16 protein-coding genes are annotated in these 21,043 nt (G+C 41.5%); 1 reads left to right on the top strand and 15 read right to left on the bottom strand.

The window, feature by feature from the left end; translation table 11 throughout:
• Positions 1 to 209: 209 nt before the first annotated feature.
• From aphA to cmoM, 5 genes are all read right to left on the bottom strand, one after another.
• Entirely contained in the window at positions 210 to 923 is a 714-nt protein-coding gene (gene aphA, locus PR761_RS05015) for an acid phosphatase AphA (protein WP_006813569.1), read from the bottom strand.
• Positions 924 to 1,105: 182 nt separating this feature from the next.
• Positions 1,106 to 5,545, bottom strand: coding sequence for a chromosome partition protein MukB (mukB, locus tag PR761_RS05010; protein ID WP_126436584.1), 4,440 nt, complete (start codon positions 5,543 to 5,545; stop codon positions 1,106 to 1,108).
• Positions 5,542 to 6,270 (bottom strand): chromosome partition protein MukE, encoded by a 729-nt coding sequence (gene mukE, locus PR761_RS05005; RefSeq protein ID WP_006813571.1) that lies wholly within the window; start codon positions 6,268 to 6,270, stop codon positions 5,542 to 5,544. The genes mukB and mukE overlap by 4 nt, the downstream gene beginning before the upstream one ends.
• Positions 6,251 to 7,576, bottom strand: a complete 1,326-nt coding sequence (mukF, locus tag PR761_RS05000) for a chromosome partition protein MukF (RefSeq protein ID WP_006813572.1) — start codon at positions 7,574 to 7,576, stop codon at positions 6,251 to 6,253. The genes mukE and mukF overlap by 20 nt, the downstream gene beginning before the upstream one ends.
• Positions 7,573 to 8,361 carry a tRNA uridine 5-oxyacetic acid(34) methyltransferase CmoM gene (cmoM, locus tag PR761_RS04995; RefSeq protein WP_006813573.1) on the bottom strand — a complete coding sequence of 263 codons (789 nt, stop codon included), beginning with the start codon at positions 8,359 to 8,361 and terminating at the stop codon, positions 7,573 to 7,575. Before cmoM ends, mukF begins: the two co-directional genes overlap by 4 nt.
• A 292-nt stretch (positions 8,362 to 8,653) precedes the next feature.
• Here cmoM and elyC point away from each other — a divergent pair, with 292 nt between their 5' ends.
• The gene (gene elyC, locus PR761_RS04990) at positions 8,654 to 9,460 is read left to right on the top strand and encodes an envelope biogenesis factor ElyC (RefSeq protein WP_006813574.1); all 807 of its coding nucleotides are present in this window, start codon (positions 8,654 to 8,656) and stop codon (positions 9,458 to 9,460) included.
• 62 nt (positions 9,461 to 9,522) lie between these two features.
• On the opposite strand, the gene kdsB is transcribed toward elyC, so the two are convergent.
• The 10 genes from kdsB to aroA all read right to left on the bottom strand — a co-directional run bounded on the left by kdsB (position 9,523) and on the right by aroA (position 20,946).
• Positions 9,523 to 10,269 carry a 3-deoxy-manno-octulosonate cytidylyltransferase gene (gene kdsB / locus PR761_RS04985; RefSeq protein WP_006813575.1) on the bottom strand — a complete coding sequence of 249 codons (747 nt, stop codon included), beginning with the start codon at positions 10,267 to 10,269 and terminating at the stop codon, positions 9,523 to 9,525.
• Between the two features lie 4 nt (positions 10,270 to 10,273).
• Entirely contained in the window at positions 10,274 to 10,453 is a 180-nt protein-coding gene (locus PR761_RS04980; protein ID WP_006813576.1) for a Trm112 family protein, read from the bottom strand.
• A gap of 145 nt (positions 10,454 to 10,598) precedes the next feature.
• Positions 10,599 to 10,814 (bottom strand): cold-shock protein, encoded by a 216-nt coding sequence (locus tag PR761_RS04975; protein WP_006813577.1) that lies wholly within the window; start codon positions 10,812 to 10,814, stop codon positions 10,599 to 10,601.
• A gap of 408 nt (positions 10,815 to 11,222) precedes the next feature.
• A complete protein-coding gene (gene lpxK, locus PR761_RS04970; protein ID WP_154611238.1) occupies positions 11,223 to 12,197 on the bottom strand; it encodes a tetraacyldisaccharide 4'-kinase in 975 nt (324 codons plus the stop codon).
• Positions 12,190 to 13,938, bottom strand: a complete 1,749-nt coding sequence (msbA, locus tag PR761_RS04965; RefSeq protein ID WP_006813580.1) for a lipid A ABC transporter ATP-binding protein/permease MsbA — start codon at positions 13,936 to 13,938, stop codon at positions 12,190 to 12,192. The genes lpxK and msbA overlap by 8 nt, the downstream gene beginning before the upstream one ends.
• A gap of 38 nt (positions 13,939 to 13,976) precedes the next feature.
• Complete coding sequence (locus tag PR761_RS04960; RefSeq protein ID WP_126437455.1) at positions 13,977 to 16,292, bottom strand: DNA internalization-related competence protein ComEC/Rec2; 2,316 nt, start codon at positions 16,290 to 16,292, stop codon at positions 13,977 to 13,979.
• A 309-nt stretch (positions 16,293 to 16,601) separates the two neighbouring features.
• Entirely contained in the window at positions 16,602 to 16,889 is a 288-nt protein-coding gene (gene ihfB / locus PR761_RS04955; protein ID WP_006813582.1) for an integration host factor subunit beta, read from the bottom strand.
• Between the two features lie 54 nt (positions 16,890 to 16,943).
• Positions 16,944 to 18,617, bottom strand: coding sequence for a 30S ribosomal protein S1 (rpsA, locus tag PR761_RS04950; protein ID WP_006813583.1), 1,674 nt, complete (start codon positions 18,615 to 18,617; stop codon positions 16,944 to 16,946).
• Between the two features lie 171 nt (positions 18,618 to 18,788).
• Positions 18,789 to 19,475, bottom strand: a complete 687-nt coding sequence (gene cmk / locus PR761_RS04945; RefSeq protein ID WP_006813584.1) for a (d)CMP kinase — start codon at positions 19,473 to 19,475, stop codon at positions 18,789 to 18,791.
• A 196-nt stretch (positions 19,476 to 19,671) separates the two neighbouring features.
• Positions 19,672 to 20,946 carry a 3-phosphoshikimate 1-carboxyvinyltransferase gene (aroA, locus tag PR761_RS04940; RefSeq protein WP_006813585.1) on the bottom strand — a complete coding sequence of 425 codons (1,275 nt, stop codon included), beginning with the start codon at positions 20,944 to 20,946 and terminating at the stop codon, positions 19,672 to 19,674.
• Positions 20,947 to 21,043: the final 97 nt, after the last annotated feature.

Below are 21,043 nucleotides of genomic sequence, written 5' to 3'. Positions count from 1 at the left end.
CATAAACCGAGGTGAGAAATAGAATTATTCTTATTTCCGGTGAGTTACGTAATAACAAACCGATTAAATCATGACAATTGAAAATTTAACGAAATAAACAATGTTAAATAAGTTAAATTTAACGAATTAGTGACCATTAAATTGATTAATGGATAAGTTAAAATAATTAAAGGTGAACATGCACCTTTAACTATTAAAAATTCAAAATATTAATATTCTGAGTTGATCACAACTTCCTCACCAAAACGACCTGCTTTTGGTAATGGTTGATAAGAGGAGTTGGCCGCTCGAAGAATTCGGATACCGCGAATATTGAGCTCATTAGCTGCAGCAATGTCCGCATCTGCATCACCATAATAGATAGTTAGTTTATGATCACGCATCCAGCTTACTTTATTATTTTTACCTGGCTCATCCCCTGCAAAAATAACTGAATTCATTTTATCAGCAGGAATATGTAACCCTTCTTGTACATATTTGGTCACTGTTTCAGTTTTAGTCTGAGTACGACCGGTAATGAAATAAACTGCATCGCCACGCTCTAAGTGCATCTTGACTAAATCAACACCTACTTGTTTTGGCATGCTGAATTTATCCCACTCGTTATTCATTTTTTCCCAAAACTGAGGATTTTTCAGATAGCTAAAATCATTTGGTGAAAATTCAATTTTACCTCTGTAAAAACCTGGGCTAGAGAATAAAACCGTATCATCAATATCAAAACCGACTGCCATAGGTGCCTTACCCTCTAAGCTTTTTTTAATTTGCTCAATAGACACCCAATGCACTGGCTGTTGCGCGGCTAATTCAGCAACAGTCACCCCTGTACTGACTGTTTCTGGCATTGGTAGCTTAGCTTGAGAAGTTGCTGTAAAGCTCAGCGCCAATGCAATTGCGCTTAATGTCAGTGTTATTTTCTTCATAGTTGATCCTTATAATAATGTATTTTCGTGATTAACTACTCACGGAGTGTAATCATAGAGTTTTTCATTACATAAAAATGAGATTTGAATCTCATTGCAGGTCATCAACTATTGATGATACAAAAACAAAAAACCGACACAGTTTCCCATGTCGGTTTTTGTTATTTAAAGTATAAAGGGCGTTATTGAGGCAAAGCCTGTGCTACTGGCACATCTTGACCAAAACCTTTTAAACCCACTACGTGAACATGCTCCGTATTACCTGTCACCTTACGTACCAGTTTATAGGTTGTTCCTTTCTCTGGACTGATATTTTCTGGTGCTGCAATAATTAATTGCATTTCCAATCGGTCACACAGTTCGAATAACGTCGCAATAGATTTTGCATCTAAACGCGCCGCTTCATCCAAGAACAGTAAACGACATGGCGTAATATCTTTCGCACGTAATCGGCGGGATTCTTCTTCCCAGCTTTGAACAACCATCACCAAGATGGACATCCCCGTACCAATCGCTTCCCCCGTAGAGAGTGCGCCACTTTCTGCTTTCAGCCAACCATCTGAACCCCGGTTGACTTCAACATCTAACTCTAAGTAGTTACGATAATCTAACAGCTCCTCACCAATGGTCTGTGGCAAACGTTGCCCCATATCCATTTGAGGATTCAAACGCTGATACAATTTCGCCATCGCTTCAGAGAAGGTTAAACGCTGACTGGTGAACAGGTCTTGGTGCATATCGCTTTCTTCCGATAGCACACTGAGCAGCAATGCATGGCTTTCGCGAATATTGACATTCAGACGAACCCCTTTCACCTGACCAAAGGATACCGCTTGCAGACCTTGGTTTAGCATCCGAATACGGTTTTGTTCTCGCTGAATTGTTTTACGAATAATGTTCGCAACACTCTTCGAGCTAATAGCCAGTTTTTGTTCACGGGCAGTTAGCTCTTCCGTCAAGCGTGCCAACTCGATTTCCATCTGTTCGATTGCATCAATTGGGTCATCAGTACGAATAATATCTTGGCGAATACGTTCACGCAGGTGCTGATATACCGCGATAAAGAACTGAATTTTACGCTCTGGATGTTTTGGATCTTCAGATAAACGCAGTACATCGCGTAAATGTTCATTATCAGCGACCGCTAAACGTAATGCTCCGAGCGCCTTATCCGACATAGAACGTAAGCTATCACCGTCCGTATACGCTAGCTCACGACGATGTAAACGACGCTCAACACCGTTATCTTTCACTAATCGCATTACGGCACACCAACCCGCTTTAGCAGAAACAACTTGTTCGCGGATTAGGTAATAATCTTTTTCTAACTTACGTAGGCGTTTTTGTAAATTATCCATTTCAGCTTCACATAATGTCAGCTGTTTTTCTAATTGGTTAATTCGGGTACGGTTCGCCATCACTGATTGATGCAGTTCATCACGACGAATACTTGCTCGCTCTTGTGCATCAGGATCAGCTTTGACGCCAATTTCCTGCATTTCTGCTTCAAGCTCTTTAAGCATCTCTTGTTTTGTCTCAAATGAGCTACGCAGAGAAGCAAAAACTTGATGATATTGGGTACTTTGAGCTTGATGTTGACGCAACTGTTCACGCGCACGTGTACGTTCAGCTTCGGCATGTTCTAAACGTTGACGCAGTTTTTCGTTGAGATCAGCATTTTCATTCACCATCCCCGTAGAGTCACTGTAACTATAGTGAGCTCGACGCTGAACGACTTCAACTAAAGCAAAGGCTTGCTGTTTGGCTTGCTGCTGAGTATGTTTTGCTAACTCGTAATCTTTACGTAGTTGGTCATGTTGCTCAGGGTCGCTCAATAACACAGTGACTATTGGCTCTAATTTTGCCAGATTATTACCGTATTTATTGAGGAAATGAGCCGCCTCTTCGGCTTCAGAAAGCTCTTCGCGGATCTCTTCGACTCTATCCGCCAGCGTTTCATCCATCAGTAAATTAACTTGAGGTAGTAAGCGATTGAGCGTCAATAAGCTCTCTTTACCTTGGGTAAATTGCTGACGTTGCTGTTGAGTTTGTTCTTCAAACTGAGTTAATGCACGCTCTAACTCAGTACGTCTTTGATTTAATGTGCGAATTTCTGCTTCAGGATCAGCTTCAAACGCAACAGAGATATGCTGACCAATAAAGCGGCTAAAGGCTTGGTGAGCACGCTGAATTTTTTGTACATCAAACGATAATGTCGCATAACGTTCAGATAACTCATCACGTTCTGCACTTAATGATTCCAAATGACTTTCACGTGCTGCACGGCCAAATAATGGCAGCTCAGGGTAGCGAGAATAACGCCATTGACGCTCTGATGAACGAACGAGTACCGCATTTTCAAACTCTTGAGCATCAAAAACGCTGTCATCAAAGGATTGAGGATCCCCCTCGATAAAATACACGTCATCAGGGCAATCTTGTAAGCTTTCTAGTTGGCTACGTACCACGGAAAGATCTTGCACCACGATACCATGACGAGCTGGACCATACAGTGCCGAAAAATAGGCGGCATCTTCGATGGTAATATCATCATAGATTTCAGATAGCAGCATTCCATTAAAACGCTCAGCTAATGCCAGCATTCGGCTATCTTCCGCACCACTCGGCTGGCTTAAACGTTCAATTTGCTTTTCCAGTTCGCGGCGTTGTGCAGAAACTTCATCACGTTCAACGGTGATCTCCCTTTCTTGCTCCAGAAGCTGCTGCATATACTCAGTCACTTCTGTGCTATTTTCAAAGGTTTCACCCGATTGTTCATTCAGTTGTGTGAGCGCTTCTTGCGCCATAATCCACGCTGGTGCTTTAGCGGATAACTGACTAATTCTTTGGCGAATTTGCTCTAATTCTTGACGCATTTCCATACGTCTTTCGCCACTTTCACTGACGCCAAGACTCAATTCTTCTTGTAATGCTTCTAACTCAGCCATCAGCCCGTCTAATTCATCCGGCTCATAACTTTGTCCATGACGCTTACAGAATTCATTGAGTACTTTTTCAGCATTTTTTTGGCTATCTAAACGCTGTTGTAGTTCAGAAAGCTGCATGCGTAATGGCTGAACACGCTCAGCTAAGTGCTGTTGTGAAGACCAATCACGCAGCAAAGTGCGTGCTTGCTGATAAGCCTCTGAACGGCTAACGTCACCTACCATGGTTTTCACCAACTGATAAGCTTGTTCAAATTGACTATGAGCGGCATCAGCCACGCTCATTTTTTGTTCTAAGGCTAATAAACTTTCCGTCGCTTGCTGCTCTTTGGCTTCAAACGTTTCTAGCCATTCGTCTGCATTTTCAATTGTTAAATCAGGTAACTGACATAATTCTCGAGCACGATTTAGCGCATGTAGAGCTTGCTGATATTGAATCGCTCGGGTTTGTTGAACGTCGAGGGCTTGCTGATAATCGGCTAACTGGTTTTTCAGTTCGTCCACTTCGATTTCAGCCGCTTGAGCTCGGGTATCTAATTCTTCTTGCTTCTCAGTGGCTTCAGCTACCACTTCACTTTGTTCTTCAAGACGATATGTGAGTTCTTCAATATCAGCTTGATAACGATCGATTTTTTCTTGTTGGCGTAATGCCGCCTGCACCAGATTTAAATGGTCGCTAGCTGCCTGATAATCTGCTTCGATCTCTGTCGATGCTTCAGTCTGTTCATTAAGCTCACGCGCCATTTCAATGCTACGCACTTGCTCAATACGCAATTGTTTTCGGCTGCTATACAGCTCACTACGGGCGGCCAATGCACTATCTAAATGAATACGACGCTCATTAGAGTGACGCATATAGTCAGCAGAAACGTAGTCTGTGGCTTCATGAATCAAGTGCTTAAATAAATCACGATCTGATTGGGTGACGCGAATGGCTTCCAGCGTTAAACGGTTTTCACGTAATGCCGCTTCCATATCTTGGAAAGCCTTACGGACCCCGCTATTTTCAGGCAATAAATAGTCACGTAATGAACGAGTTATCGCACTCGAAATACCACCGTACAGTGACGCTTCAATGAGACGATAATATTTACTACGATCTCCTGCAGAGCGTAGGCGTTTAGGCAATACACCCAGTTCAAATAATACAGAGTGATAATCTGTAATTGAGTGAAACTGTTTAAACAGGATTCCCTCTTGTTTTTCTAAGCGATCTTTTAAGTCATTCAGTGGGATGACTTTTGCCTGACGCCCTTCAAAGACTTCCGTTAAAATCTCAGTTGGAACAGTTGCTAACGGTACCCCTTGGATCATAAATGGCTTGATATCGACTTTTTTGTCACGCCCAGCAACTTGCTGTAAGCGAACTCCAACCATAACTCGCTGATGTTTAGAGTTTAGAACATCCAATACTGCATAACAGACACCCGGACGTAGTTTTCCGTGTAAGCCTTTATCTCGAGAACCTGATGTTGCCCCAGCCTCAGTGGTATTACGGAAGTGCAACAAGGTTAAGTCAGGGATCATCGCGGTGATAAATGCCGCCATGGTGGTAGATTTTCCCGCACCGTTCCCGCCTGATAGCGTGGTCACTAATTCATCAAGGTCAAAGGTTCGAGCAAAGAAACCGTTCCAATTCACTAGCGTCAATGAGCGAAATTTTCCGCGTTCAATCATTCTTGTTCATCCTCATCACTTTCAGCCAGATCTTGACTCTCTTCGGTATCTTCATCATCGCTATCACGCAGAGATAATTCTCCTTCAAGGGATACCGCTTCACCGTCACGGATCATGCGCAATTGCGCTTCCTGCGGACTGTCGCCACTGCGCACATCTGCACCAAAACGGAATACAGATTCATTAATAATAAATTTACCTGAATCATTTTGTAGGAAATAGACCATTCCCAAACGGCGTAACCGGTTTAAGGACGTTTTGAGTTTTTCCTGTAATTTTTGCTTATCAAGGTCAGAACCCGTAGAACGCTGATTCACAAATTTCAATAATTTGTTTTCATCCGCCAGTGATAAGAGCTCTTCGAAAAGCTCTTGTGACGTAAAAATACCTTGGTTGGTTAAACGTTCAGGGCTGAGATAGAGGTAGCACAGAATTTTACCCACCATCATATCCAGTTCAGAAAGTACAGAACGTGGAATCAGTGTGGTTGAGCGCGGACGTAAGTAGAAGAAACCTTCTGGAGCACGGATCAATTCAACATTATAACGTGAATAAAATTGCTCTAAGGCTTCCTGAAAATCCATTAAATATGCGTGATTATCAAGGTCATCAATACTAATGTGACGACCCGAACGCAATTGGCTATCTAGCTCGGGGAAAATAGGATTAGCTAGTGCTTGAGCCAGCTTAACTGGCATATATTGTTCAATATTTGTCGATGACATGTGCCTGTACCTTGGCTCCGTGCTCATTAATAGCTCGCCATTCTGCCGGTAATCCCGCCAGATCAGCCTCTGCGATACCTAATTTTACAGCTTGATCGATAATAATACGCGCAACATCGAAGTGACGTTTATACGGGTATTGCTTCAAGTAACTCTGTAATACGTTGCCAATGTCCAACGGTTTTTTGTCGGTTTTATAGAACGCGAGTTGCGCTTCAATTAACGCCGCCAGTTGGTCATTGAGTTCGCTAAACTCTTCAAACTCCAGATCAGGTGGAAGTTCCCCCATCACCTCTTCATCATGCAGAGACAACTCTTCATCACGCATATCAAATAACCGATCCGCATTGGTATAGGTGAGCGCCCAAGGGCTATCGAGATATTGCTGCACTGACTGACGTAAGCGTTGAGAAAATATACGGTTTTTATCCATATCAATTGCGGTACGGATAAATTTATGTACGTGGCGGTCATAACCAATCCATAAATCTATAGATTGCTGTCCCCAGCTCACGATACGGTCTAATTTATTTTGTAAATCAAAGATTAATCTATCAACCATTTCAGAGAATTGTGGCGCATTCATATTCGCCTCTTGGATACGCAGCAAGTTAGCTTGTAGCTTGTCTCCTGCTGCTTCCAAGGTATCTTGTAGCTCTCTTAACGTACCAGATGTTTCTGACAATAACTGTTCACAGTTCGCAATAGCTGCCTGCCAATCCTGATTCAATAGGGATGCAATATCTTCTTTGACGCTGTTTTGCTGCTCATCCATGATGCGCTGTGAAAGGTCAATACTGTCAAAAATTTCAGCCACTGAATATTTCAATGGTGCGAAAACATGGCGATGCCAATAGAATTCATCGCCACCTTCTTCTGCTGATTCTGCTGCTCGTTGTAGCTCTCCCGCCACAATTGATAGCTGCATAGACAGTCTTAAGGTTGAAAATTCACGCTGACGAATATAATAATCGCTGATCCCGATACCAAGGGGAGTTAGTCGATAAATCGCATTGCCTTCAACAATGTCGCTGGCAAAACGGTTGAATATTTTCTGGCGAACCATGTCATTGATGGCGTTATTCGCTCTGACAGCCAGTGATTCTGTGGTCTGCTCGAAACCTTTACAGACTTCACGAAATGCATCCACCAGCTCCCCTTCACTCATTTCACCATTGACCCGCTCACTGTTAAGAACAGCAACCGCTAGCAAAAAAGCTAAGCGTTCTGCAGGTAGGGAAATCGCAAAATCATTTTTTCGTGCCCAAGACACGAGTTCAGGGACGGTCTGGGAAAAATCACTCATAAATCGTCCTTTTGTGTTTGTTTGCGTGCCATGACATGAATATATCGTCCCATGCTGATATAGGGTTCTTCACGACAATATTGTTGTTCTAGCGCTAATAACGCTGGAAAATCTTTTTGTTGTAATTGTCTACTTTGCAAATAGTCATGAAACACTCGAACACCACTTTTGCCTAAAATGTCCATACCACAGCCGATTAGCCACTCATCAACCTGCACAGGGAAAAGTGGGTTTTGTGGCGACAACGAGCGTTTGCGGCGACGTTGAATATGGGGAGTTGCAAGATGGAAATTACCTAAAATTGCATTGCGCATCACCAAGCCATTTGCATTATAGAACATGACAGAAAATATGCCCTCTGGTCTGATTATATCTGCCAGTTGCTCTAATGCATATTTTTGATCGCTAATCCATTCAAGAACCGCGTGAAAAAGTACAAAATCGACGGGTTTATCGAGATGTTGAGCAATATCTTGTACGGCACAATGAATGAAGCTGATATTCTCGCTAATTCCTTGCTCATCAGCAAGTACCGATGCCCGTTCCAGCATTTCTTCGGATAAATCGCAAAGAATAACTTGATGGCCCATTGCAGCAAGTTTTCGAGAAAAATGCCCTTCACCACCACCCGCATCTAATATACGTAAGCGTTGCCCTTGAAAATGAGTTTCAAGTAACTGGCTAATATCTTGCCAAACCACCGCTTCACGGATTTTCCCTTTTGTCGTTCCATAAATATTTTTTGCAAATTTATCGACAATATCATCAAAGTTGCGGTCTGCCATGGGCTATCCAATTACCTATAATTTGTTATCTACATCTCATCAGCCGATTAATCATCCTACATTATCAAAAATCAATTCCTTCTCATCATGATGACGATGAAAATAGTTCAAACTGGGAATTGGTCCACAAAATGAATAATGTTTATTCCGAAGAAAATCAGATGATCAAGGCGGCGATTATAACAGATAATCGCCCTGTTTTTGCATAGTACTTTATTTTGCATAGCATTTTATTACTGATGCGACTACATTTTACCAAACGACTTTCAATACCTTTGATACGGGTACTTTTATGCTATTTCTACTCAAAAAATATATTGGCTCCCTCTTGATGCCATTGCCGTTACTTTTAATCATCGGGATAATTGGGTTAATTTTACTGTGGCTTACCCGTTGGCAAAAAAGTGGCAAAACCTTGGTCACCGCCAGCTTATTGATGATTGCGTTACTCGGCTTGCAACCTATTTCTGACCGATTACTTGCCCCCGTTGAAAGTCAGTATAATAAACGTTATGAGCTAATCACCGATAACCCACCCTCTGATGTTAAATACATTGTCGTTCTCGGGGGCGGTTTTACTTATAATCCTGATTGGAGCCCAAGCTCTAACTTACTCAGTAATAGCCTGCCACGCGTGACTGAAGGTGTTCGTTTATATTTACAGCATCCAGGAAGTAAGTTGATCTTTACTGGTGGGAAAGCCAGTAGCTCAAAAAGTAGTGCAGAAGTCGCCGCGATGGTTGCACAATCATTGGGGGTCCCAGCACAAGATACCCTTCCATTGACCGAGCCAAAAGATACCCAAGAAGAAGCTTTTGAGGTGGAAAAAATTATTGGTAAACAGCCATTCTTATTGGTAACGTCAGCAAACCACTTGCCTAGGGCATTAAAAATGTTTACTAGCCGAGGAATGCAACCTTACCCAGCTCCCGCCAACCAATTGGTCATCACTAGTGAGATCAATCCTTGGGAACGCTATATTCCTTCTTCTTTCTATTTTAGTCACAGTGAACGCGCATGGTACGAACTACTCGGTTCAATTTGGTGGCATATCAAACCCGACAATATTCAACCTCTTGATGAAGATACCGCTGAATAAAAAGCAAAAAAGGTGTAGCTCATTGAGTTACACCTTTATTTTAATTTTACTGAAGCAGAATATTATGCCTGAAATTGCTGTCTGACTATTTCTAAGTCCTCAGGGGTATCAACTCCCGCACCTGGTGCTTTTTCAGCAACTGCAACATGGATTTTCTCCCCATACCACAGTACTCGCAACTGTTCTAACATCTCTATTTTTTCTAATGGGCTAGCTTCCCACCCAATATAGCGACGAATAAAACCTGCACGATATGCATAAATACCAATATGACGTAAGAAAGTATCGCCAATGGTCTCTTTACTCACGGCAAATTGGTCTCTATTCCAAGGAATAGTTGCGCGAGAAAAATACAGGGCATAGCCGTCTTTATCCATCACAACTTTCACCGCATTCGGGTTAAAAGCTTCTTTGGCGTCATGAATTGGTACCGCAAGTGTACCCATATTGGCTTTGCTACCCTGAAGATTTTGTGCAACTTGGCGAATTATTTCTGGCGGAATCAATGGCTCATCACCTTGGACGTTAACAATAATTTCATCGTCAGCAAAACCATAGGTATCGATAACTTCCGCTAGTCGCTCAGTTCCAGATTGGTGATCGGGATTCGTCATACAAGCTTCACCACCCGCTTTAATGACAGCTTTAGCAACATCAGGATGGTCTGTCGCAATGATCACTCGACTTGCTCCTGATTTAATCGCTTGCTCCATCACTCGCACAACCATCGGTTTACCATGAATATCCGCTAGAGGTTTACCGGGTAGGCGTGTTGAAGAGTAACGAGCAGGAATTATGACGGTAAACATGTTATTACTGTCCTTCGTCTAGAGCGATTTTACGAGCTTCATTCTCTAATAAGACAGGGATCCCATCGCGAATTGGGTAGGCGAGATGATCAAATTTGCAGATTAGTTCGAGATTTTCTTTGTTGTAACTTAGCTTGCCATGGCATGCAGGACAGGCAACGATTTCAAGTAAACGGTGATCCATGCTTTCTCCCAAATGGATTTAAACTCACTTGGCGTCAGGATATCACATGCAGATATCACCGTTAACTCTAATCTTGCACTATTAAGATCTCCTGCGGAAGATGAGAGGATAAGGTGCAGGAGAAATAGTTCTGTTAATTATTTAATTAGAAAGTAATAACGTCTCTTGCCGTTATACCATCTGAATTACGAGTAACAGAGAACTCGACGTTTTGGCCTTCGGATAGTGATTTGATTTTTTTGTTCGCAAGTGATTTAGTTGTCACGAAAATATCATCGCCACCATTGCATGGTGAAATAAAACCGTAACCTTCTTTTGCGTCAAACCATTTAACTCGACCCATATGTAATTGAAAATTCATGTTGAAACTCCTTCTCGTTCCGAGAACAATATTTTTATATTTGTATCATTACTCTCTACTTGTTACCCCATTTAATATTGCCGATCTATTAACACAATTAAGAGTAATTAACTTAACCAATCTATGCATGAAATAATTATGCATATTATATAACGACCCAAGTATGGATTTTAGACACCACACAACAACCGTAAACTTAACAGTCTATTTTGACATTATGATGACAATACAATAGTAGTATAAGTAGGTATTGCGAGGATAAGTGACTAACTCAAGAACGGGTCGTAAAAGTACAGTTAGTAATAATCCATTTATTAATGTATTGCAACTTGATACATAATAAGTGGATCAGCATCACATTACGGGTATTATTATCTGAAATAAATCTGGAAAGCAAGCGTTTTTATTTCAGATAAGTGATTTTATTTCACTTAATATTTTTTTTTCGCCAAATTGTTCCAATTTTGCATCCACTGGAAGATACCACCAATTACTTTGGGCAAAAGATTGGCATTTCACTGCATCCTTTTCCGTCATAAGTAAATTATGGGAGTCGTCAGCTAAACTTATCAATTGCTGTTGACTATAAGGTTGATGGTCAGAAAAAGCATAGGTACGAACTAAAGAAATACCTTTGTCAGCCAAAGAGGTAAAAAAACGAGGTGGATGTCCAATACCAGCCATGGCGATAACTGAATGCAACTCCTGAACCGAACGCTTCTCTCCAGTGAGTAAATTGACCGCGACATTTCCGTGAAGAGACATTAAGATTTCATTTTCTTGTGGAACCCCACCATTGACGATTAAAGCATCAACAGTTTCTAATCGACCCGCTCTTTCACGCATCGGACCCGCGGGTAGCCACCATCCATTTCCAAAGCGACGTTGCCCATCAATAACCACAATTTCATAATCACGCTGCAAGGCGTAATGTTGAAGACCATCATCAGTGATGATGATATCTAACTGAAAATTACTGATTAGTGCTTTGATAGCATCACTACGCTTAGGTGCAACGGCGACAGGAACTTTCGTGCGATGATAAATCAATACGGGCTCATCACCTGCAGCTTCAGTTGTTGTATCATGCTTAAGGATCAGAGGATAATTTTCTGATTTTCCGCCATACCCGCGAGATACTACACCAACGCGAATACCCTGCTGAGTTAATGACTCTACAAGCCAAATCACCACAGGGGTTTTACCATTTCCCCCTGCAGTTAAGTTGCCTACCACAACGACTGGGATAGGCGCTTTCCATGAACGAAATAATCCAGTTTTATAGCCAACATGCCTTATTTTCGTGATCAATCCATATAGGAAAGATAACGGCAGAAGCAAGATATATAGCCATGATTTACCGGACCAAATTCGTTCAATCATTCTTAAATTGGATCCTATGTAACTGAGCGTAAGCACCATTTTCCGCTAATAGCATTGCATGGGTGCCTCGTTCAATAATATGACCATCTTGAACTACAAGAATTTCATCCGCATTCTCAATCGTTGATAAACGGTGAGCAATGACCAGTGAGGTTCTATTTTTCTGCAATTCATTCAATGCAGCTTGAATAGCACGTTCAGATTCGGTATCCAATGCTGAGGTTGCTTCATCCAAAATTAGAATTGGAGCATCACGTAATAATGCGCGAGCAATCGCAATACGCTGGCGCTGACCACCAGATAGCATCACACCGTTTTCACCAATAACCGTATCTAGCCCATTGTCTAATTTGCTAATAAAGTCCATGGCATACGCCATTTCAGCCGCTTTTTCAATTTCTTCTCGGCTATAGCGTCCACCCGTTGCATAAGCAATATTATTTGCGATGGTGTCATTAAATAAGTAAACGTGCTGTGAAACGAGAGCGACTTGGCTACGCAGAGATTCTAACGTGTAATCGCGAATATCATGACCATCAATACGGATACTGCCTTTATCGATATCATAGAAACGCGTAATTAGATTCGCAATTGTTGATTTACCTGAGCCAGAGCGCCCTACTAAAGCGACTGATTTTCCTGCCGGTAAAGTGAATGACACATTTTCTAATGCAGGGTGTTCCTTAGTTGCATAAGTGAAGGTCACAGAATCAAATTCAATATCGCCTTTAACATCACTCAGTACTTTAGTGCCCTCATCTTTCTCTTTTTCGGTATCTAAAATAGCAAACAAGGTTTGGCAAGCGGCCATGCCACGCTGGAATTGAGCATTCACGTTAGTCAGTGACTTTAATGGACGCATCAAAGCAAACATAGAAGAGAAAACCACACCGATAGTACCCGGAGTCAACGTATCCATAATTTCAGGAAAACTTGCGGCATATAACACAAAAGCTAAAGCCAATGAGGCAATCATTTGAACAATAGGATCAGAGATAGCAGATGCGCTGACCATTTTCATATTTTGGCGACGCATATGATTACTGACTTTATCAAAGCGTTCAGTTTCTACTTTCTGGCCACCAAAAATTAAGACTTCTTTGTGGCCTTTTAGCATCTGCTCTGCACTCGTCGTTACCTGTCCCATGCCTGTTTGCATGTTTTTACTGATTCGACGAAAACGCTTAGATACTATTCTGATCGCAATTGATACCACTGGAGCAATCACAATTAAAATAAGCGACAGTTGCCAGCTATAGTAAAACATCAAACTAAATAAACCGATGATATAGGCACCTTCACGGATAATTGTGATCAACGCACCCGATGCAGAAGAAGCAACTTGTTCTGAGTCATAGGTAATACGAGACAATAGAGTCCCTGTAGACTGCTGGTCAAAATAACTCACCGGCATTCCCATCATATGACCAAACAATTTACGGCGCATGCTCATAACCACTTTCCCGGAAACCCAAGAAACACAATAGGTTGAGACAAAGCTTGAAGCACCACGGACCACCATCAAGCCTAAGATTGCAATTGGTAGCCATTTTAACGTGTCATTATCTGCTTTACCAAAGCCTTCATCTAATAATGGTTTCAATAAGGAAATCATAAACGCATCACCAGCAGCGTTAATGATAAGAGCGATTGCAGCGACAATTAATCCCGCTTTAAAAGGGGCTATGGTTGGCCATAAGCGGCTAAATGTTTGTTTTGTAGAAAGGTCTTTATCATTCATTCTTTTATTACCAGACTTAATGTAAGCGCACTATTCTACTAGGGAAATGGCCGATCGCCAAACCACAGATGATACCAACGGGGATGTATTTCCTGCCTATATCGTAGAATTTCCATTTTTTCTTTTTTAAAACAAATTGTTATCTGACCAACTTCTGCTGTATTTAACCATTTAATATTGTCATTAGTATAGCGGAAGTAAACTTTGTCTGAGGGTATTTTCCATGGGCTATACCGCGCAGAGGAGACTAACGCTATCCGTGGTTTTACTGTTCTAAGTAATAATGCGGTTGAAGATGTATTACTACCATGATGAGGTGCAAGCAATATATCAGAAGCTAATTGATGTTGATATTGCGCGACAAGGGCTTTTTCCCCTTCTTTCTCTATATCTCCTGTTAGCAATATCCGTTGATATCCATCATCAAGTTGAATCACGCAAGAATCATTATTATGGGACTCAATTGATAATTTTTCTGGCCACAGGACATCAAATTTCAGTTTTCCCCATTTCCAGCTCTGCCCTTGATAGCAAGGTAAATGCTGATTCTCACCAAAACTACTTCGAATATTTACCCATGGATATTGCTGAGTAAGATCAGCCACTCCCCCAGTATGATCTAAATGGTTATGACTTAATATTATTCCTACAGGGGTAATTTGGTGATATTTAACATAGGGGATAATCTGTCGTTTTCCATTGCTTCCCCCTTGCCAACGATTTCCTGTGTCATACAGTATTGCTAATTCCCCTTGTCGAATAACAACAGCTAAACCATGCCCCACATCAAGTAACGTCAAACACCAATCATGAGATTCATGTTTACTCGCCGTTTTATTCGTAAATAACAAAGCCACGATGCAGCTTAACAGCCCAATGTAATTTTTATGCCAATGAAATAAAATCGCGAATAGTAATCCCCAAAATAAAAAAATCACATACCAAGAAATCGAATTAATCTCTAGCCAGTACCCTTCCAAGAATATTAATGGTCGTAAACTAAACACAAGAACTTCATCAATGAGTTGAAAAGCCAACTCTTGCCAATAATTTATTGGCAAGAGAAATAAGCTAAAAATTGTCGGGACAACAATCCATGTCACAATAGGAACAAACCATAAATTGGCAAATAGGCTCATCAAATTAATACCGCCAAACAATAAAACCTGGATAGGTATCAATAAAATCAATAAGCCAACTTGTAAATGCAATAAAGGTGCAATTTTGCCAATGAATGGGCGATAACGAATATTATCAGATAGTGGGAAAATTTTAATCCAGTATAAAATGGCTAATACAGCAAAACTCGATAACCAAAAACTATCCGAAAGAATGGCTAGTGGGTCAATCAACAAAATAAAAGCAACACTCCATAATGCCCATTGCCATGGGAAGCAATAAAATGGCTGCTGCCGAATGTACGCCCATAGCAATAATGCAAGAAAAGCCCGAGTCGCTGGAATAGCAAAGTCAGAAATCCACGCATACAAAAATGCAAAGAGTAGTCCAGAGATCATCGGGATATTTTCATTAATCCATTTTGCCGGAAAAAAATATTGTGCCAACCAAATAAATCGATATCCGATCAGATACGCAATACCAATATGTAAACCAGATATTGCAATCAAATGAGTTAGCCCCGTATTCTGTAATAACTGAGAATGCCCTTCCGTCAATAATCCCCTTTCACCAAACATCAATGCATAAATAATGCCCGCATTAGCGAGAAAATGTAATTTATCACTAAAATGATTTATTACATTTTGTCGTAAAGAACATTGAGGATTTACTAGCTCTAATTGTTGACCTTTTAATGAGCCAATTATCCTCTGAGATAGCAGGTAACGCTGCTGATTAAAACCTCCCTCATTAAGAGAAGAGTGCAGTGGATTCAATTTTCCATTAATTAGCCAGCGCTGACCTGCACATACTGATATAGAAGAGTTTCCCTTCCATTTCCACGTTGCATACAACGGTGGAAAGACCCTTTTACCTTCAATTTTATCAATACTAACTGTGAATTTTTTTTCTGACGTATTGACAGGAATACTGACAATAGTAATTTGTAATAGATGTGAAGTTCCAGAAAGAGATTCTATTTTTCTCCTTATGTCTTCACCATGCCAGCATCCCCACGAAAAGCTAATAACCACGACTACACACAAGCGAATAAATTTGTTTCCCCGGATAAATAGCACAATCATAAATAGCATAATGATTACGGCAATATTGTTTGTAATATGGGGTAGTTGAGGAATAAACAATAATGGTAATACTCCCCCAATAATTGCCAGTGCCACCTCTGAGTAAGACAGTATTATTTGATTCTTTCGCGTTAACCAACCTTTATTCATTGTCGACTCGTTCCCTTCGTGCTCTATTTTTATAGGGTAACGACAGCATTGATGTTTATACATTCTGAACAAAAGCTACTGTGTAGTTGTTTCCAAAGTCAGTGAGTGTTTTGCTGTTTAGCAAAAATAGATTGTGAAGCTGCTCGTAAAACAGACTATTTGTTGGCAAATGACGAGAGGAAAAGTGGTTGGGATGAGTGATAAAAGAGTCAGTAAAGGGATCAAAGTAAGCGTAAGATTGACATAAAAAAACAGCGCTATATGAAACATAAGCGCTGTTTTGTCGTAATAATTAAGATTTACAGTCGATTATTGACCGTAAATATTTACACGGTCACGTAATTCTTTACCCGGTTTGAAGTGGGGAACGTATTTACCTTCCAGTTCCACTTTATCACCAGTTTTTGGATTACGGCCAACACGCGGAGCACGGTAGTGAAGAGAAAAACTGCCGAATCCACGGACTTCAATACGCTCGCCACTAGCCAGCGTATCAGCCATATGCTCAAGTATTTCCTTTACAGCTTCCTCAACGGTTTTCGCTGAAAGATGAGACTGCTGGCTAGCCAGTCTTTCAATTAACTCAGACTTGGTCATAGTACCTCCCTAAACTACCGTCACAAAGGGGTAACCGAAGTTACCCCCACTTAATTATTCGCCTTTAGCTGCTTTGAAAGCTTCAGCCATTGCATTGTTACCAAATGCAGTATCTTCTTGTTTGTTCACAGCTGCGACAGCATCTTTTTCATCAGATTCATCTTTAGCACGAACAGACAGGTTGATTACACGGTTTTTACGATCAACACCTGTGTATTTAGCTTCAACATCATCACCAACGTTCAGAACCAGAGTTGCATCTTCAACACGGTCACGTGAAGCTTCTGATGCACGCAGGTAACCTTCAACGCCCAGAGTCAGCTCTACAGTTGCACCTTTAGCATCAACTGCGATTACTTTACCAGTAACGATTGCACCTTTCTTGGTTGCTGCCAGGTAGTTGTTGAATGGATCTTCAGCTAACTGTTTAACGCCCAGAGAAATACGCTCACGCTCTGCGTCGACTTGCAGAACAACAGCTGCGATTTCGTCGCCTTTCTTGTATTCACGAACTGCTTCTTCGCCTGTAACGTTCCAGGAGATGTCAGATAAGTGAACCAGGCCATCGATGCCGCCGTCCAGACCAATGAAGATACCGAAGTCAGTGATTGACTTGATTTTACCTTCAACGCGGTCACCTTTGTTGTGAGTCTCAGCGAATTGCTGCCATGGGTTAGATTTGCATTGTTTCAGGCCTAAAGAGATACGACGACGTTCTTCATCGATATCCAGAACCATAACTTCTACAACATCACCAACGTTAACAACTTTAGATGGGTGGATGTTTTTGTTAGTCCAATCCATTTCTGAAACGTGTACCAGACCTTCAACGCCTTCTTCGATTTCCACGAAGCAGCCGTAATCAGTCAGGTTAGTAACGCGACCAGTCAGTTTAGTACCTTCTGGATAACGTTTAGCGATTGCGACCCAAGGATCTTCGCCCAGTTGTTTCAGACCCAGAGAAACACGAGTGCGTTCACGGTCGAATTTCAGAACTTTAACATTGATTTCATCACCAACGTTGACGATTTCGCTTGGGTGTTTAACACGTTTCCAAGCCATGTCAGTGATGTGCAGCAGGCCGTCAACACCGCCCAGATCAACGAATGCACCGTAGTCAGTAAGGTTCTTAACGATACCTTTAACTTCCATGCCTTCTTGCAGGTTTTCCAGCAGTTGATCGCGCTCAGCGCTGCTTTCAGATTCAATTACAGCACGACGAGAAACAACAACGTTGTTGCGTTTCTGATCCAGCTTGATTACTTTGAACTCAAGCTCTTTGCCTTCCAAGTGAGTAGTATCACGAACTGGGCGTACATCTACCAGTGAACCTGGTAAGAACGCACGAATGCCGTTCAGTTCTACAGTGAAACCACCTTTAACTTTACCGTTGATAACACCAGTAACAGTTTCAGCTTCTTCGTAAGCTTTTTCCAGCATCAGCCATGCTTCATGACGTTTAGCTTTCTCACGAGACAGAATAGTTTCACCGAAACCATCTTCTACTGCATCCAGCGCTACATCGATTTCGTCGCCAACTTGGATTTCTAGCTCACCCTGAGCATTTTTGAACTGTTCTACTGGGATAGCAGATTCTGATTTAAGACCTGCGTCTACCAGTACTACGTCTTTATCGATAGCAACTACTGTACCGCGTACAATAGAACCAGGACGAGTTTCAATATTCTGCAGGGATTCTTCAAAGAGTTGAGCAAAAGATTCAGTCATATTAATGATCTTCAAGTGTTTTTAATTAACGTCCACATAGCTTCCCGCCAAATGGGGTTGTTTCACATACCCAACAACATTCCATGTCATAAGGTTTTAGCCATGCTAGAAAAATAACCAGCATGGAGGTAATTGCGTATATTATCTAATTATAAGCCAAAATACAGCCTATTATTGCGATAATTGTAGAATTTTTTTAGCGTAGGTGCGTGCTTTTTCAATAACTTCCTCAATAGACATACTTGTCGAGTCCAGCACTAACGCGTCTTTCGCAGCAACTAAGGGGGCCACTGAACGGTTACGATCTCGATAGTCACGTTCTTGTATTTCAGCTAAAAGTCGCTCGAAATTAACATCAAATCCTTTTTCTTGTAGCTGCTTCATCCTGCGATGAGCGCGCTCTTCAGCCGAAGCATCCAGAAAAATTTTCACTGGTGCGTCAGGAAAAACGACTGTTCCCATATCACGACCATCGGCAATCAATCCTGGAAGAGTTCTAAATGCGCGCTGACGTCTTAATAACGCTTCTCTCACTCGAGGGAAAGTGGCAGTTTGTGAGGCTGTATTTCCGACTGTTTCGGTTCTAATTTCGTTAGAAACATCTTCCCCTTCAAGAATGACTTTTAAACTATTTTCTTCAGGGACAAAGCGCACGTCCAAATTTGCAGCTAAAGGTACTAATGCATCTTCGGATTGGATATCAACATGATGATGCAAAGCCGCTAATGCTAAAACGCGATAAATTGCACCAGAGTCTAATAATTGCCATCCAAATTCATTTGCTAATGCTTGGCAAAGTGTACCTTTGCCTGCTCCGCTAGGTCCATCAACGGTAATTACAGGGGCGATTGCCACCATAAAAAAGTCTCCTTTTCTGCAAATAGCCTTAGCTACCCGCAATTAAAATCTGTGGGGACATTATACCTACTCATCGATTTTGTGAAATAAGCAGGTTGATATGTTAGAAATAAAAATAGTAGAGATTGAGAGAAAATACAGAAAGGATTTCGATGGTTAATATATGCCTGTCGTACACCAACCATCGAATAACAAATTAACTTAAACGCGCTAATTGCTGAAAATAGTCAGGGAATGTCTTAGCCGTACAACCCGGATCAAGGATTGTTACTGGAGTATCTGACAATGCAACTAATGAAAAACACATCGCAATCCGGTGATCATTATAGGTTTCGATGTCTGCATGCTTAAGATGTTTAGGTGGAACAATGCGAATAAAATCATAACCCTCTTCAACTTCAGCACCTACTTTACGTAGTTCAGTTGCCATGGCATAGAGCCTGTCAGTTTCTTTCACACGCCAGTTGTATATATTGCGGATCACCGTTTCGCCTTTCGCAAATAAAGCCACAGTCCCAATAGTCATCGCTGCATCAGGAATAGTATTCATATCCATGTCGATACCGTGAAGCGTATCGCGCTCACATTCAACATAGTCATCCCCCCAGCGAATTATTGCGCCCATTTTTTCTAGAACATTAGCGAATTTGGTATCACCTTGTAAGCTGTTACGGCCAATACCCGTGACGCGAACCACACCACCTTTAATTGCAGCGGCAGCTAAAAAATAAGATGCTGAAGAGGCATCCCCCTCAACAAGGTATTCCCCTGGAGATTGATACTGTTGCTGACCTTTAATAATAAATTTCTGATATTGTTGATTATCGACGTCTACACCAAATGTTTTCATCAGTGCTAACGTGATGTCGATATAAGGCTTCGAGACTAAATCACCCACAATAGTAATGACCGTATCTTGTTGCGCTAATGGCGCAGCCATGAGCAACGCCGTTAAAAACTGGCTAGAGACAGAGCCGTCTACCGAAATTTCGCCCCCCATAAAACCGCCTCTTAAACGCATTGGCGGATAATTTTCTTGCTCAAGGTATTCAATATGAGCACCGCCTTCTCTTAAAGCATCAACGAGATGCCCAATGGGGCGCTCTTTCATTCGGGGTTCACCCGTTAAGATAATATTATTGTTACTCAACGACAGTGCAGCTGTTAATGGGCGCATCGCCGTTCCTGCATTACCTAAAAAAATTTCAAGTTCGCCTTGATGAAATAAACAGCCATTAATCCCTTCCACACGACAGCGGGTTTTATCATCCGATAACTGAAAACTAACACCCAACTGGCTTAATGCATTCAGCATATGGCGAATATCATCACTGTCTAACAAGTTAGTGAGTACCGTCGTTCCTTTAGCCATAGCTGCTAATAAAAGTGCGCGGTTGGATACACTTTTTGACCCTGGCAGGTTAATCGTGCCATTAATTGAAGAAATTGGTTGTAATGTCAGGGATTGCATAAAAAGTGTTTTCTCCGATGTGATTTCCGACTGTTCTCATTATTTAATTCGTTTTGATTGGAACTAGGGGAACCGATCAGCCCATCCTGAGCTGATC

Source organism: Providencia sp. PROV210 (assembly GCF_028479445.1).
Taxonomy (GTDB): Bacteria; Pseudomonadota; Gammaproteobacteria; order Enterobacterales; family Enterobacteriaceae; genus Providencia; species Providencia rustigianii.
This window is presented reverse-complemented; position numbering and strand designations above follow the sequence as displayed.

Excerpts from the sequence above, each read along its gene's own strand:
- rpsA (WP_006813583.1), bottom strand. The coding sequence starts at position 18,617 with ATGACTGAATCTTTTGCTCAACTCTTTGAAGAATCCCTGCAGAATATT.
- cmoM (WP_006813573.1), bottom strand. The coding sequence starts at position 8,361 with ATGGCAGACCGCAACTTTGATGATATTGTCGATAAATTTGCAAAAAAT.
- mukB (WP_126436584.1), bottom strand. The coding sequence starts at position 5,545 with ATGATTGAACGCGGAAAATTTCGCTCATTGACGCTAGTGAATTGGAAC.
- mukE (WP_006813571.1), bottom strand. The coding sequence starts at position 6,270 with ATGTCATCGACAAATATTGAACAATATATGCCAGTTAAGCTGGCTCAA.
- cmk (WP_006813584.1), bottom strand. The coding sequence starts at position 19,475 with ATGGTGGCAATCGCCCCTGTAATTACCGTTGATGGACCTAGCGGAGCA.
- PR761_RS04975 (WP_006813577.1), bottom strand. The coding sequence starts at position 10,814 with ATGAATTTTCAATTACATATGGGTCGAGTTAAATGGTTTGACGCAAAA.
- elyC (WP_006813574.1), top strand. The coding sequence starts at position 8,654 with ATGCTATTTCTACTCAAAAAATATATTGGCTCCCTCTTGATGCCATTG.
- ihfB (WP_006813582.1), bottom strand. The coding sequence starts at position 16,889 with ATGACCAAGTCTGAGTTAATTGAAAGACTGGCTAGCCAGCAGTCTCAT.
- aphA (WP_006813569.1), bottom strand. The coding sequence starts at position 923 with ATGAAGAAAATAACACTGACATTAAGCGCAATTGCATTGGCGCTGAGC.
- mukF (WP_006813572.1), bottom strand. The coding sequence starts at position 7,576 with ATGAGTGATTTTTCCCAGACCGTCCCTGAACTCGTGTCTTGGGCACGA.
- PR761_RS04960 (WP_126437455.1), bottom strand. The coding sequence starts at position 16,292 with ATGAATAAAGGTTGGTTAACGCGAAAGAATCAAATAATACTGTCTTAC.
- lpxK (WP_154611238.1), bottom strand. The coding sequence starts at position 12,197 with ATGATTGAACGAATTTGGTCCGGTAAATCATGGCTATATATCTTGCTT.
- msbA (WP_006813580.1), bottom strand. The coding sequence starts at position 13,938 with ATGAATGATAAAGACCTTTCTACAAAACAAACATTTAGCCGCTTATGG.
- aroA (WP_006813585.1), bottom strand. The coding sequence starts at position 20,946 with ATGCAATCCCTGACATTACAACCAATTTCTTCAATTAATGGCACGATT.
- kdsB (WP_006813575.1), bottom strand. The coding sequence starts at position 10,269 with ATGTTTACCGTCATAATTCCTGCTCGTTACTCTTCAACACGCCTACCC.
- PR761_RS04980 (WP_006813576.1), bottom strand. The coding sequence starts at position 10,453 with ATGGATCACCGTTTACTTGAAATCGTTGCCTGTCCTGCATGCCATGGC.